Origin of the sequence: Marivirga tractuosa DSM 4126, assembly GCF_000183425.1 — a bacterium.
Classification (GTDB): Bacteria; Bacteroidota; Bacteroidia; order Cytophagales; family Cyclobacteriaceae; genus Marivirga; species Marivirga tractuosa.
Window position 1 is genome coordinate 1228813 of the sequence record NC_014759.1, and the last position, 14983, is coordinate 1243795.

Consider the following 14983-nt stretch of genomic DNA (forward strand, 5'->3'; position numbering starts at 1 on the left):
ACAAAAAAAGGTGAGCTAAAATTAGCTCACCTTTTAGGAAAAATAAATATAAAAATATCTAATTACTCAGCTGGAGCGGCTGTTACAGAAACTGTATTAGCATCACCCAATACTACCTCACCATCGCCTGATGAAACTGCTGCCAATTCTACATTAAGCACTGTTGGTTCTGCACCTTCGGCAACCCAAGATTCATCAATATCTAATACGATTTGAGAACTTGTTTCACCTGCAAAGATTTCCACTGATCCTCCTGTTTTATCGGCACCCACTACAGGTAATCCGTTTTCATCCTCCACAGTATAGGAGATCGTTACATCTTCATTTATTGCAGCACTTAAACTAACATCTAAAAAGAAGTTTCCAGATGTATTTGTACCTATAGAATCAGACTCGACAACTAAATTTACTGATTTTAAATCATCAGCAATATAAAATACTGATTGTCCAATTTCCAAAGAATCTGGAGCATTTTCAACTGCTGTTGATTTCGGACCGGTGGTTAAAACATCACCTAATTCAACTCTAAAATCTCTAGTGCCATCAGCAGTGGTATTGTCAACCAATTGAACCAAAACATATGCTTCGGTCTCTCCTTCTTCGAAAGTTAAAACGTTTGATTCATTCAACACTTCAAAGTCAACACCTTCCTGAGCTGTTCCTTCCACAATACTAAATTCAGCTGTAGTTTCGAATACATTTCTTTCAGAAATCGTAACTGGCAAAAACAAAGTGTCTCCTCCTGCATTGTATTGATTTTCTGATAGATTCAATGTATCTACACCGACACCTAAGAATTCATTTACTGTAGAAATTGTAAATGCAAATGATCCGTCCAAACCATTGTCGTTTGAAACTGAAACAGTATAGTTACCAGCATCTTCAGCCATTACACTCACGAATTCACCTTCTCTATCTGGCACCACCTCTAGAGAGGCCTGACCATCACCCGAAACAGTCCAAGTGTAGGTCTCATCGACTGTAAATCCTTCAACATTAAATGAAGAAGGTTCGTATGTCAAAAACTCATCAGGTCCAGAAATCAACAGATCACTACCCGGTTTAAAACTAATTTGCTCTTCTTCTGTGTCACAGGCTACAAAACCCAATGACAACATAAACAAGGCAATTAAAAATATACTATTTAATTTTTTCATAATTTAAGAATTAATCAATATCCCAAAATAAATTTGTGTCATATGCATCTGAACCAATATTTTCAGAGGCTGCTGAATAATTACTACTATTTAAGTTTTGCTCATCTTGAGGATAAACTCTTCTGTTCAAGATATTTGAAACATCAACAAAGTTTACATCAGGATCTATTTCGACTAAATTAGCAGCAGGTAGGCTTTCAAGATCCATTCTTCTTATTTCAGCCCATGATTGCCATCCTTGATAGTACATAGCAATATATTTCTGAACTTTCAAATTCTGTTCAGAATAAGGATTACTTGCAATATATTCAGCAATTGCAGTCTGATCTGTAACACCCCAGTAATTCATACTAGCAGAAATTGCCTGAGCATAGTAATCAGCAGGAGCACCACTAACCCATCCGTTGGCAGCAGCTTCAGCCAAAATGAAAGATGTTTCAACATAATCCATTAAAATACCTGGGAAATCCGCAGCATAAACTTTAGGATTAAGCTGAGAAACTGCATCTCTACTTATCCCAGCAGCTACTGCACTCGTTACTCCATAAGGAAGACCAACAAAAGTACCAGTGTTTGCTGCTGGCAAGAAATATTCACCAATCCGTGGATCACCTAATCCATTTAATAGTTCAATAAAGTTTTCAGTTGCACAATAATCCTGACGCCCATTCACCACATATGAAACATATAATGGGTTAACATTAGGCTGAGCAGTAATATATTTCACTGAAGCATTATCATTCAAACTTTCCATTGCACCAGACGCTGCTGCAGAAATAGTTGACTCTGCTAATGAGGCATTAACCTCAGAAACTCTAATTCCCATTCTTAGCAATAAAGAATTACCGAATTTTTGCCACTTTTCTAAATCACCACCTAAAATCACATCTCCACCTGAAAATCCAGGTGCACTCGGGTCAATTGCATTTACAGCAGTTGAAACAGAATCAATCAAGGCTGCATAAATCTCCGTTTGATCCGAATAAGCAGGCGATGGGATGTCTACACCTTGAAGTGCTTCTTCAAATGGAATATCACCATAGATATCAACCATAGAATGGAATGCCCAAGATTGTAGTATAGTAGCCACAGCATCTTGGTTCACACCCTGTTGACCTTTGTCAATCGTCTGGTTTATTCTCTTAATTTCCTGCAAATCATTAATTGCAGTATAAAATTCTGACCAAAATGTATTGTTGGTATTAGCACGGAATTGATATCTGGTTTCATCAGAATACTCATTTTGAGCCCAATACTGTGAAACAGTCATTCCGAAAGCAACATTGTCAAATCCGCCATATAATCTGTTTCCTAATTCACGTTCCGCAGAAGTCAATAAATATTCAACGGGCACTTCTGTTGGCCTGTTGGGATCTTCGTTAAGCTCCGTAATATTCTCACACGATGTTCCAAATATTACAGCGAATAACAAGAAATATATCTTATGTAAATTTTTCATATTTAAGTTATTTCAATTTTAAAATCCTAAACTCACTTTAAAACCATATGATCTTAAGCTTGGTAAAGCTCCACCTTCAAGTCCTTGAATATTACCCGAATTTGTAACATTCTCTGGATCAAGATGAGGAATTTTCTTGGAAAGAATAGCTAAATTCCTACCTTCAACTGCTAAGTTAATTTTTGTAAATGGTGTATTGCTTATGATACTAGTAGGTAAAGAATAGCTTAATACTACTTCTCTCAATTTAACAAAACTTGCATCATAAACGTGAGCTCCTCCTAAACCGAAGTGTCCTTGGAAGAAAGAGATAGGGTCAATTACAGTGGTATTTTCCTCCCCACCTTCTGTGACACCATCAGCAATCAAACCTACTTGTCTGATATTCCCTTCAACAGTTTCTGTAGTCATACCAGAATATTTTGCAAAAAGATTTGTTACTGAGTGTAATGCTCCTCCTTTCTGAAAATCAACAAGGAAGCTTAAATTAACACCTTTATACGTAAAGCTATTTCTAACTCCACCTGTAAAATCCGCTAAAACAGATCCTAATGCTTGTGGACTACTAGTAGCTAAGTAATTTCCATTGGAACCAATAACTTTATTACCGTTATCATCTCTTACAAAATCAGCTCCGTAAATCGTTCCATAACGTTCACCAACTCTAGCATCTAAACTTACAACACCAAATAATTCATTAGCTAATCGGTAGTTATCAATACCTTCAGCCAATTCTTCAACTCGGTTGTCATTTTTTGCCCAGTTGATAAGTGCATTCCATTGGAAATCTTGATTTTGAACAATTGCACCTGATAAACTTAACTCAAGACCTTGATTAACCATCTTACCAGCATTAATGATCTGCGCATTATAACCTGAAGCTGCAGAAACATCAACCTCAAATATTTGATCTGTTGATACATTATTATAGTAAGTTGCATCAAAAACTAGACGATCACTAAGAAATCTCAATTCAGTTCCTACCTCATAACTGTTTGTCTGCTCTGGTCTCAAATTTGGGTTATTTAAAGTCCCTGGTAAAGAATAAGCTGGATTAGGCCCAAAATTCTGACCTGGTGCATACACAGTAGAAATTCTATATGGATCTGTATCATTACCAACTTGTGCCACACTGGCTCTTAATTTACCAAATGAGAATACATCTCCACCACTTAATGCGTCCAATTCAGAGAATATGAAAGTACCGCTTACAGAAGGATAGAAATAAGAATTTGATCCTTCAGGCAATGTTGACGATACATCATTTCTCAATGTAGCATCTAAGAAGACTAAATCCTCATAGCCCATTGTTAATGATGCAAACCAACTGTTAATTTGTCTTTCGGAGGTAAAATCAGTTAATACATTTCTATCAATTGAATTCTCTAAGTTATAAAAACCAGGAACACTTAACCCTCCTTGCGTATTTCCATCGTTTCTGTCGTACTTATCCATTCGAATATTACCTCCAACAAATGTAGAAAGTGAAATCTGATCGTTGATCTCTCCGTCATATTTCAAAATCAAATCCATATTGGTTTCTGAAACTTGACGAACATCTTCACTGTAGAACGACTGACCTACTGATCCCTCAGCAATACGGCCTTCTCTTCTGTCTGTATAGAAATCAGTCAAAACTCTCCCGGATAAGGACAGATTTTCAGTGAAATCATAGGTTAATCCTATGTTACCAAATACCCTATCTCTTCCATCATTTTGCAAATTCTTATTTCTGATCCAGTAGGGATTATCCGCATATAAAGGAAATGAGTTGCTCTCACTGATTCGGTTCCAAGATCTTTGCTCACCAGTGGCTTCCACTATATAGTTTTGCAATTCCGAATCGCTCAACTGTCTTTGACCAAAGTGGTTAAATTGAACTATTAAATCGCCATAACCTTGTTGAGGTCGACCTTTCGCTCTTGATTGAACATAATTAACTGTTGCATTTGCACTTAATTTATCAGTCAAGAAGTATGAACCATTGAAGTTCACAGTATTTCTAGTCATTTTACTATTCGGCATTATACCTTTTTGATCTAAATTAGTAAATGACATTCTGAAAGAACCTTTATCATTTGCCCCTGAAAATGAAACATTATTATTAAATGTAACTTGAGTTTGATAAAATTTCTCAATGTTATCAGGGTGCGCTTCCCATGGAGTTTCCTCTCCAAAATTAGGGTGATCTTCATAGTAGCTGTACCACTGACGAACAGGTCGTCCGTCTAATCTTGGCCCCCAACTTTGATCGACAGCAAAACTTACAATTTGCTGACCATCCTCATTAGTTCCAAAAGGACCAAATCCACCACCATATTCATTTTGGTAGTCTGGTAGTACTAATGGATTAGCAAAGGTCACACCTGAATTTACATTCACACCAATTCCTTTTCCTTTTTTACCTTTTTTAGTAGTGATAATAATTACACCATTAGAAGCTCTATTTCCATATAAAGCTGCTGCACTGGCACCCTTTAATACTGACATGCTTTCTATGTCTTCGGGGTTGATGTCCTGAGCAGCATTACCGTAATCATAACCGCTAGCTCCTCTTGATTGTGCAGTAGAGTTAAAGTTAGAATTGTCTATTGGGGTTCCATCTACCACGAAAAGTGGCTGATTGTTTCCAGCAATAGAATTTGCACCTCTGATCAAAATTCTAGAGGATCCTCCCAAAGCACCAGAGTTACCACCAATTTGCACCCCTGCAATTTTACCTTGCAAAGAATTCACAATATTAGTTTCACCGGCTTTAACGATTTCATCCCCTCCTACTTCCTGAACAGAGTAACCAAGTGATTTCTGTTCTCTTTCAATACCTAAAGCAGTTACAACCACTTCAGATAATTGTCGTACATCCGCTTCCATTGCTACGTCAATTACAGAACGTGAACCAATTTCCACTTCTTTATTTGCCATACCAATAAAAGTGAAAACCAATGTACCACCATCTGAAGGAACAGAAATCTTGTAATTTCCATTCAAATCAGTATTCACACCTTGCGAAGTACCTTTCAATAAAACATTCACACCTGGTAAGCCATCTCCTGATCCTGCGTCAGTTACTTTACCGCTTACGGTGCGATCCTGCGCCCATGCATGTAGCACGAACACCAACATGAGACATGTTAATAGAATCTTCTTCATTACTGTTTGTTTAGGTTAAAAATTTATTTACTCAAAACAAACTTAACAAAGATTTAACGCAGGCAAAACTTTACACCAACGAATATGAACTTATTCAATATAATAAAAGAATTTTTCACTAATAACTAAATTAGATATTGAAATATTTCAACTCACGAAAAAAAATCAATTTTTAGCAATTTTTGCAGTTTATTTAGCCTCAATTCACATATTTTTTTCAGTAAAAACATATAAAAATAATCATAATTTTAGCTAACTATCGAAAATATGAAAAACACATACATTTTTACATGAGGATCAACTAACACATTATTACAACACCGTATACATATATTAATTTAATTTTTCTTCTGTCTCTGGGTTTATAAAAACAAAGCCCCTAGCATCATTGCCTTCATGAAATTGCACTTCCATTCCTATAATGTACATCACATGACTTTTATCGATGTATACGGGTATATCCTCAATCTCAAAAGTTTTATCAGACTCTTTGGGTTTATCGAAACCTAACATATAATTCATTCCTGCAGCACTACAGCCTCCACCGCCACGCACACCAACGCGCAACCCATAGCCTTCTGGAATATTTTTATTCTCCATTATATTTTTCACTTCTTTTAAAGCTTCTTTTGAGATTTTAACTGGAATCATAAATTATGAATTTTAATACATGAACGAACAAGCAAAAACAAAAGTTTGACCTACCTACTTGCTTTTATTTGCTGCGAAATTAACTAAATTTGAACATCATCATAGAATAAGAAATTTATGGAGCCGATTTGGGACTTATTTAAAATCATCATTCCAGCTGGAATCGTTTTGTACGCCATGTTTTTAACTGTCAAAACCATGTTACAGAAACAAAATGAAGCTAAGATCATTGAAATAAAAGCCAAAAACAAAGAAATTGTTCTACCAATTAGGCTTCAAGCTTATGAAAGAATGAGCCTTTTCTTGGAAAGGATTTCTCCAGATCAAATTATTAAGCGAGTTCAGAAAAGCGACATGAATGTGGCCGAACTTCAATATTTATTGCTAAACGAGATTAGAGAAGAGTTTAACCATAACTTGTCTCAGCAAGTCTATATGAGTGATGAAGCTTGGAAAATCATAAAAAATGCCAAAGAAGAACTGATTATGGTAGTGAATCAATCAGCAAAAGCCTTGGATCCTGAAGCCAAAAGTATAGAACTAGTTAAAAGAATTTACGAAGAATCATTGGATAAAAAGATTGACAATATAGAATATGGACTTAGTTTTCTTAAAAATGAGATTCAGCAGGAATTTTGATTAGAATTATAAGATTTAAGCATCAAGTTATAAAAAACAAAAATTTATTTTTTAGTCTTCTGCGAAAGAATTCCACATTTATTCCAAACAATCCCCTATTATTTTCTCAAAATCACTTTTCTTCGGTGAGTTCTAGAAACTGATCTATTTTATCATTGTCAATTGTAACAGATAAATCATAAAGGGCTATTTTCCATTCATCTTCCTTAAATACTAAAACAGCTGTTCCTTTACATATACCCATCCAAGTATCTAGTTTTTCATTGAGCCAGGCTGTATTTCCATCTTCAGAAAAATATACATCCCTTTGAATAGCTGTGAACGACCATGCGGATTCCCTTTGGAAATATTCATTTGCCCACTCTGCCATTTCATCTCTAGTCCATTTTTCAGTTTTATCAGTACCTAAATAAACACCTTTTTCAGCCATACTTCCAAAAAATACGTCTTCATCAGCTGTAGCAGCAGCTTTATGCCAATCATCCATGAATTGATTCACCGTTTCTAGCGGAGTTTGAGCAAACAAATAAGCAGGAAAAAGTAGGGCGAAAATAATTAAGGAAGTTCTCATTTGTATAAATGTTTAAATATATGAACATAGAACTAAATACAATTATAGTAAATTGATCTCTACAATTTCACTGTTATGGCAATAAAAGGAATACCAAAAGGGATTACTTCTGCTATTTCTTGATTAAATAAAAACCCTAAATCATAGCTTGCCGTCTCGGTTAGATATCTCCCACCATAAAAAATAATAATTTCATTATTATCATTCTGAAGAGGAACGTAAAAACCTTCTGAAACTATCATTAATTTCTTTGAAATACGAGCCATACCTGCTAAGGAATAAAATGGATCTAATCTTTCGAAATCACTTAAGGCTCCCCAATATACCGTTCCAGTTATATTTAAATCTGGTTCCCCTATTGTTATTCCAGTATTTATAAATGCTGCAGCAGCACCGCCTTCTTCAAAAGAAGTGCCAGCAAAAGCATCCAAGCCAATCTTATATCGCACATTTCTCCCCAATTGGGTAGTGAATTGAGGATTCACATAAATAATTGGTACTCTTAACACCAATGCCCACAGACTGGTACCTACGCCTATTGAAAAATTATCGGTTACACCTCTATGATAGGTCATAGGGTTATTCCTTAAATAATCCCCACCTTTTTCATAGTTAAAAGCACTGGTTCCTACCATGTATCTGACAGCATTAACTTGTTTTAATCGTTCCTCAGCTTCACTATCATTCTCTTGGTTATCATCTAAGGTACTAATAGTTTTAATTCGTTGTGTTGGTATTTTTAATATCCCAACACTTTCGGTCTCTATTTCAAGAAAATCCTTGTTTTGACTGATGAAATAGCCTTTGTAGATTTCTCCTGTTTTTGTGTGAACTACTATTTTTGCCTTAGATTTATTTGAAGTTTCTTCTATTTTCGGATCTTCAATTTGGGCATTGCTTATTAGGCTTGTAAAAAACAACAATATGAAAAGGAAGTATAGTTTTTTCATAAGAAATAGATATTAAAAATTTAGATTCGAATTTAGAACAACCGAAAATTTTAAATCAAAGAACCCATCCCAGTAGATACGGGGCAAATTGTTACCATCAAAAAGCAAATATTATATTCATAGAAAAACAAAATCGGTTCAAATATTGTAAATTTACCAAACGTTTAAATATCAAAAAGTATTATGATAAATCCACATAAAAATAGTCAAATAAAAGCAAACAACATCAGGTTATGGGTAGGCGTTATAAGTTTAGTTGTTGCTTGGAGTCTATTCATATATAAAGAGCTACTGCAAGACTTATACTTAATATTAATTGGGGCTTTTACCATTTATACAATATTTGCGTATATATGGATACCAATTCAGAAGAATAAAAAGTTGAGAGAATCAGAAGATGAGTAAAAGATTGACCTATAAGAATGCTTTTAAGAGAGCTTCTAGAGTTCTAGCTGACAAACGATTAAGTAATAGACTTATAACTCAAGCAAAAGAAACTTTAACAAGTCGCGCTAAAGCATCTGAAAAAATCTCACATATAAAAAACAAAATCTTTACACTAATCCGATTGGTAAAAGCCTACACTAAAGGTAAATACAAGGATATATCCTTTAAGAGTATGCTTTACACAGTGGGTGTTCTCATTTATTTTATAACTCCAACGGATATCATACCTGATTTCATCCCTATTTCTGGTTTTCTTGATGACGCTTCCCTTATTCTATGGCTTTATGGTCATTTAGGTCAAGAATTGCAACAATTTAAAGCTTGGGAGAGTAAGCAAGAAGAAAAGGAAAGTTAATGACTGAAAACACTACCCATTCAATGAAAGTTGACGCTTTTTCAAAAGGTATCGACTATCCATCTTATAGAAGCTTAATAAAATCCTTGCTTGCTGAAAACAAAACTACGGGAACTAATCATTCTGAAGCTATGATCGCTTACACGAAAATGAATGATCAGCGAATGAATAGATGGGATAAGAAACTACTTTTAGAAAACGAGCTTATCGACAACCTAAAATCTTTACCCAAATCTAAGTGGTTGGTGATTACGGAAGCTTGGTGTGGAGATGCCGCTCAAAACATTCCATTTATTGCTAAGCTTGCTTCAGAAAACCCCAAAATTGATTTAAGATTCATTATGCGAGATGAACATCCAGAGATAATGGATCAATACCTTACCAATGGTGCCAAATCTATCCCTATTCTTGTTATGATGGATGAAAATTTTCAGGATTTAGCAGTATGGGGACCTCGACCAGAACCCGTTCAAAAAATGGTGATGGCGGCAAAAGAAAAGCCTGATTTGGATCAGCCAAAATTTATTGAAAGCATTCACAAATGGTATGCAGTGGATAAAAGCCAGACGATTTCGAATGAATTTAAACAATTATTAAACACTATGAAATAATGGCAAAAACAGCGTTAATTGCAGGAGCAACAGGTTTAGTAGGAGGTCATCTTTTAGATTTATTGCTGGAAGATGACAGTTATTCAGTAGTCAAAGTTTTAAGCCGCAGAACATTGGGCGGGGATGATGAAAAATTGAAAGAAATCATCATTGAAGATTTTGACAAAATGGAAAGCCATTCCAACGAGCTAAAAGCAGATGATTATTTTTGTTGCTTAGGAACTACCATGAAGAAAGCTGGGAGCAAATCAGCTTTCAAAAAGGTAGATTTTCAATATCCTACCACTTTAGCAGCAATTGCGAGGGAAAACAATGCAAATTCATTTCACTTAATCTCTGCCATGGGAGCAGATTCTAGTTCCATGATATTTTACAATAAAGTAAAAGGTGAAACAGAAGATGCTGTTCAATCCATGAAGTTGGAGAAAGCATTTATTTATCGACCTTCATTTATAGCTGGAGCAAGAGCAGAAAAACGTGCAGCAGAAAAAGCCGCCCTATGGGTTGCCGATAAATTAGACTTTCTTTTCTCTGGGCCACTAAAAAAATATGCGGCAGTTCATGCTAAAACAATTGCCAATGCAATGCTAGAAACTGCTAAAAGTGGAAAAGAGAAATTCAAAATAATTCCTTCAGATGAAATAGAAAAAATAGGAAAATGATAGCCGTAATACAGCGAGTTACAGAAGCCTCCGTTACCGTTGAAAATAAGGTGAAAGGAGAAATCCATAACGGATTAATGATTTTACTGGGGATAGAAGAAGTCGATAATGAAGAGGATATTGAATGGCTTAATCGCAAAATTATTAATATGCGTATTTTCAATGATGAAAATGGAGTGATGAATAAAAGTCTATTGGATATTGAAGGAGAAATTCTGCTAATAAGTCAGTTTACTTTACATGCCAGTACAAAAAAAGGGAACAGACCTTCCTACATTAAAGCTGCAAAACCTGATATTGCTATTCCGCTTTATGAAAAAATGCTTAGGTCTTTAGATATGGCTATTCCTACCCAAATACAAAGTGGGGAATTTGGTGGTGATATGAAGGTAAGTTTGGTGAATGATGGACCTGTTACTATCATTTTGGATAGTAAAGATAAGAAGTAAGCAGCTGAAAGTTGACAATTTTCAATTGACATTCTTTAACAACAAAGGTAACAGAATCAAATCCGTCAGCAAAGCAAAAAGCATAGCCAAAGACAAGAATAGTCCAAGATAAAAGGTTGTTGCAAAAGAGGATAAAGTAAAAAGAATAAACCCTCCAATTATTAAAATTGAAGTAATAAGAATAGCCAATCCGGCCGATTTAAAGGTTTTGATAATACGCCATAACGGACTTTTGGCTTTTTGTTTCTTATAAGCTCCTAAAAAATGAATGGTATCATCTACCGCTATTCCGAAAGCCACCACAAATATTATGGCAGTGGTTAATTTTAGAGGTACTCCCATAAATCCCATAATTCCTGCGGTGAACAGCAATGGAATAAAATTAGGGATTAAGCTAATCAACAACATTTTAAAAGACTTAAAATAAATCGCTAAGGCAATTGCTATCATGAAAACGGCTAGTAGCAAACCTTGCAAGAGCTCCATCGACAAGCTCTCATTACTTTTGTCAATTAAGTAAGTTGTACCCGTGATTCTGGCTTTTAAAATATCTTCATTTACTTTTCTATCAATAAATGCTTCTAATTTATGGTTCCGATTTTGTGTGTCATTTGACCCCCATTCTGGAATAAATCCTGCAATCCTTGCATACTGCCCGCTTGAATCCATCACTGCATTAGCTATTCCCCTATTGAACAATAAATTTCGTATTGATTTTTGACTTTTAAAATCCGATCTGTCTGGAAATTCATAATACCGATTTGCTCCACCCTTGTCAATTTGGTTGGCATATTTCACTAGATCTAAAGGAGAGAAGAAATTCTCAATCCCAAAAGAATCTTTTAAGTAGGTCTCAATTTTTAAAGCTTCTTGAAGATAATTATAATCCATTACATCTTCAGCCTTCATAGCTGGCATTATTGCCATTTCCCAAGGTTTAGAGCCACCAAATACTTTATCTAGATACTTAAAATCACTTCTAACCTGAGAGTTTTCGGGCAAGTCTTTTAGCAAATAGGCATCCGATTTGAGTTGTGAAAAACCTACAACAGCAACAATTACTAGAATGAAATATATTAAAAAAACCGCCTTTCGCCCTTTAATTAATTTCATAGCCCAAAGCTTATATGGAAGTTTAATGCTTTGCCTCCTGTAGTTTCGTCTAATCAAGAGCGGTCCGAATAAAAAATTCACGCAAAAGGCAATTAAAACTCCTATTCCTGCAAAAACACCTAACTCTTGTATTGGCTGGGTAGGTAAAATCAATAAACTAAAAAAACCTAAAGCTGTAGTAATGGAAGTAAGTAAGGTGGGTGAAAACACCTTTTTTATTGCTCCTTTTAATCTTTTCAAAAAGTCTTCCTCCTCATTTTGCCGGTAAGCATTCACTAAATGAATCGCATCAGAAGTAGAGACGAAAAGAATAATTGGAGGTATTAAAACGCTCAAAATACTTAACTCAATCTTCATAATAGCCATCAATCCTAGCAAATAAATCAAAGAGGAAAGGCTCATTAGTAGAGGTAAAAGCATTATATTGAAAGAGCGATAAATAAGCAGTAGCAGAATGATGGTTACTAAAATCCCTAATCCTAAAAAAATACTGAAATCTGAACGGATATGGTCAATAAAGCTTTTTTGAGCCACTAGTTTCCCAACCAGCCGGTAATCTTCAATTTTATGTTGGATTAAAGAGGATTTCAAACTGCTGAAGAATACTTGCTCATTCTTGGGCGATTTGAAATGCTTGTGGTTAAGCTGAATAATAAGTGATGATGCATCTTTGGCAACAAAATTACTGTAGAGCGGATGACTCATTATTCTTGAACTATCACTTTCTAGCTTTTCGGAATCCTGACTATGAATCAATGGAATAGCTGTAATTCCATAAGGTGATTTAATTAAATGCTTTAGATCAAATATGGATTGCGTACCAACTAGACCACCAATAGAATCTAACCCATTTTTCCAGTTTTCTACCTTTGTTAAAAATTCAGTATCAAATACAGAAGGATGATGTTCAATAGTGATTAATAAATAATCATTATCATAGCCAAATTTCTCAACATGTTTTTCGAAGAACACTTTATCTTCGTTATCATCGGCAAAGAATTTCTCAAATTCAAAAGCTACGGATAATTTAGGAAACTGAGCAATAAAAAAAGCTATGCTAATAAGCCAAACTGCATATAGCATAAAGCGGAATTCTTTTTCGTTGAAATTATCGTAAAATTGTTTAGCTAATTTTTTCAATACTGACTGAAGTTCTAGATCGTAAAGTTAAATAAACGAATATAAGTAGCATTTCAGATTGCTTCTAAATTATGGCCTTCTGTTTGCAACAGTATGCTTAGCCAATATTCTTTTGGCTTCTAGTTTAACCTTCGGGTCTTTGCGCATTTCCCAAATGACCTTTCTGGCTTTCTTTCCTGCATCTTCCAGATCAATAATAGGGCTTGGATAATCTTTACCCAATTCAAAATGGATACTTTTTTGTTCAATATAACTTAACTTCCAAGGTTCATGGATAAAAGCAATCGGTACATTTTGTAATTCTGGCACCCACTTTTTTATGAAATCTCCATTTGGGTCATGCTCTTTTGATTGCTTTACAGGATTGTACATACGGATAGTATTAATACCGGTAACACCTGCCTGCATCTGAAACTGTGGGTAATGAATACCGGGCTCAAAATCCAAAAATTGTCTTCCTAAGTGCATAGCACCTCTTTTCCAGGGTTGCCATAAATGATATACCAAAAACGAAACTAACATAGCTCGCATCCTGAAATTCAGATAACCTGTTTCTGTTACACATCTCATACAAGCATCTACTAAAGGAAAACCAGTTTCTCCTTTCTCCCAAGCTTCATATAAAATATCATTTTCATTTTGGCGGATGCTATCATATCCCCTATTGATATTTTCAAATTCGTAGCGATCTTCCATTTCAAATTTTTGAATGAAATGACAATGCCATCGCAAGCGAGATCCAAAATTATTTAAAGCACTTTTGTTACCATGTTCTTTTGCACTAATCATGGATTGAAAAACCACTCGCATACTAATATTTCCATAAGCTAAATAAGGAGATAAGCGACTGCAGGATTTTCTTGCTTCAGCCGGCTTACTAATATTTTTATTATAACCGAAATGCCTGTCCGATAAAAAGCTGTTTAAATATTTATAGGCTTGGGCAGTCCCACCAGTTTGCGCAATACCTTTTTCTTTATAAATATTTAGTTCTTCAGAATCATTAATGAGTATAATTCCAGGTAGTTCATTTAAATGAATGGTTTTTATATCATTAAGATCAATTTTGATAATTGGCTTTGACATAAATTCATACCAGGATTTTGACCAATCCTGTCTATTTTTCCTACCCCTTTGTAAACCAAATTGCTGAAATTCTTGCCATTCTATATTTTGATTTTCACAAAAGAATTTGACTGCATTATCTCGCTCATAAGTTATTTTTAATCCAGTTTCCTCATGAGAGAATAAATAGTTAATATCAAACTTTTCTTGTACGGCTTTCAAAAAGTCAATGACTTCAGTATGAACTTGAATAAGTGACATTTCAAGTTGTGATAATTTACTTTGCATTTCTATTAAGGATTCAGCGATAAAATTCCAATGCCGATTGCTGAAATCAGAGGATGCTAATAAACTTGGTTCCCAAGCATAAAATATAATAGTTGGTAAACCGATATTTGATGCTTTTTGAAGTGGTGCATGGTCTTCCAGCCTTAAATCTCTTTTTAGCCAGACCAAGGCGATCGGTTTCTTGATTTCATTTGGGCTTGTCATAGGTTAAAGGAAAACCTAATGGAAGTCCCATTGTTTGGAATGGTTTATAAAAACTACTGTATAAAAAAAACC

Annotated in this window: 13 protein-coding genes; 5 read left to right on the top strand and 8 right to left on the bottom strand. The window is 34.9% G+C overall.

Annotation, left to right across the window (positions count from 1 at the left end; genetic code table 11):
• Nucleotides 1-62 precede the first annotated feature (62 nt).
• The 4 genes from FTRAC_RS04975 to FTRAC_RS04990 form a co-directional block, all read right to left on the bottom strand.
• Nucleotides 63-1157, bottom strand: a complete 1095-nt coding sequence (locus FTRAC_RS04975; RefSeq protein ID WP_013453139.1) for a Calx-beta domain-containing protein — start codon at nucleotides 1155-1157, stop codon at nucleotides 63-65.
• A 10-nt stretch (nucleotides 1158-1167) separates the two neighbouring features.
• The gene (locus tag FTRAC_RS04980) at nucleotides 1168-2616 is read right to left on the bottom strand and encodes a SusD/RagB family nutrient-binding outer membrane lipoprotein (RefSeq protein ID WP_013453140.1); all 1449 of its coding nucleotides are present in this window, start codon (nucleotides 2614-2616) and stop codon (nucleotides 1168-1170) included.
• Between the two features lie 18 nt (nucleotides 2617-2634).
• Nucleotides 2635-5766 (bottom strand): SusC/RagA family TonB-linked outer membrane protein, encoded by a 3132-nt coding sequence (locus tag FTRAC_RS04985; protein WP_013453141.1) that lies wholly within the window; start codon nucleotides 5764-5766, stop codon nucleotides 2635-2637.
• 333 nt (nucleotides 5767-6099) lie between these two features.
• The gene (locus tag FTRAC_RS04990; protein ID WP_013453142.1) at nucleotides 6100-6417 is read right to left on the bottom strand and encodes a HesB/IscA family protein; all 318 of its coding nucleotides are present in this window, start codon (nucleotides 6415-6417) and stop codon (nucleotides 6100-6102) included.
• A gap of 117 nt (nucleotides 6418-6534) precedes the next feature.
• Here FTRAC_RS04990 and FTRAC_RS04995 point away from each other — a divergent pair, with 117 nt between their 5' ends.
• Nucleotides 6535-7056, top strand: a complete 522-nt coding sequence (locus FTRAC_RS04995) for a DUF7935 family protein (RefSeq protein ID WP_013453143.1) — start codon at nucleotides 6535-6537, stop codon at nucleotides 7054-7056.
• Nucleotides 7057-7168: 112 nt separating this feature from the next.
• On the opposite strand, the gene FTRAC_RS05000 is transcribed toward FTRAC_RS04995, so the two are convergent.
• Both FTRAC_RS05000 and FTRAC_RS05005 read right to left on the bottom strand, forming a co-directional pair.
• Nucleotides 7169-7627, bottom strand: coding sequence for a nuclear transport factor 2 family protein (locus tag FTRAC_RS05000; protein WP_013453144.1), 459 nt, complete (start codon nucleotides 7625-7627; stop codon nucleotides 7169-7171).
• A gap of 59 nt (nucleotides 7628-7686) precedes the next feature.
• Nucleotides 7687-8577: a hypothetical protein gene (locus tag FTRAC_RS05005; protein WP_013453145.1), complete on the bottom strand. Its 891-nt coding sequence runs from the start codon at nucleotides 8575-8577 to the stop codon at nucleotides 7687-7689.
• A gap of 397 nt (nucleotides 8578-8974) precedes the next feature.
• Here FTRAC_RS05005 and FTRAC_RS05015 point away from each other — a divergent pair, with 397 nt between their 5' ends.
• From FTRAC_RS05015 to dtd, 4 genes are read left to right on the top strand one after another with little or no spacing between them, the layout of a single operon-like run.
• On the top strand, nucleotides 8975-9379 hold the full coding sequence (locus FTRAC_RS05015) for a YkvA family protein (protein WP_013453146.1): 405 nt from the start codon (nucleotides 8975-8977) through the stop codon (nucleotides 9377-9379).
• A 23-nt stretch (nucleotides 9380-9402) separates the two neighbouring features.
• The gene (locus tag FTRAC_RS05020; RefSeq protein ID WP_041650368.1) at nucleotides 9403-9990 is read left to right on the top strand and encodes a thioredoxin family protein; all 588 of its coding nucleotides are present in this window, start codon (nucleotides 9403-9405) and stop codon (nucleotides 9988-9990) included.
• Complete coding sequence (locus FTRAC_RS05025) at nucleotides 9990-10652, top strand: NAD-dependent epimerase/dehydratase family protein (protein WP_013453148.1); 663 nt, start codon at nucleotides 9990-9992, stop codon at nucleotides 10650-10652. The genes FTRAC_RS05020 and FTRAC_RS05025 overlap by 1 nt, the downstream gene beginning before the upstream one ends.
• Nucleotides 10649-11101, top strand: coding sequence for a D-aminoacyl-tRNA deacylase (gene dtd, locus FTRAC_RS05030; protein WP_013453149.1), 453 nt, complete (start codon nucleotides 10649-10651; stop codon nucleotides 11099-11101). Before FTRAC_RS05025 ends, dtd begins: the two co-directional genes overlap by 4 nt.
• Nucleotides 11102-11122: 21 nt before the next feature.
• Here dtd and FTRAC_RS05035 read toward each other — a convergent pair whose 3' ends face one another.
• Nucleotides 11123-13354 carry an efflux RND transporter permease subunit gene (locus FTRAC_RS05035; RefSeq protein WP_041649542.1) on the bottom strand — a complete coding sequence of 744 codons (2232 nt, stop codon included), beginning with the start codon at nucleotides 13352-13354 and terminating at the stop codon, nucleotides 11123-11125.
• A 69-nt stretch (nucleotides 13355-13423) separates the two neighbouring features.
• Complete coding sequence (locus FTRAC_RS05040; protein ID WP_013453151.1) at nucleotides 13424-14911, bottom strand: cryptochrome/deoxyribodipyrimidine photo-lyase family protein; 1488 nt, start codon at nucleotides 14909-14911, stop codon at nucleotides 13424-13426.
• Nucleotides 14912-14983: the final 72 nt, after the last annotated feature.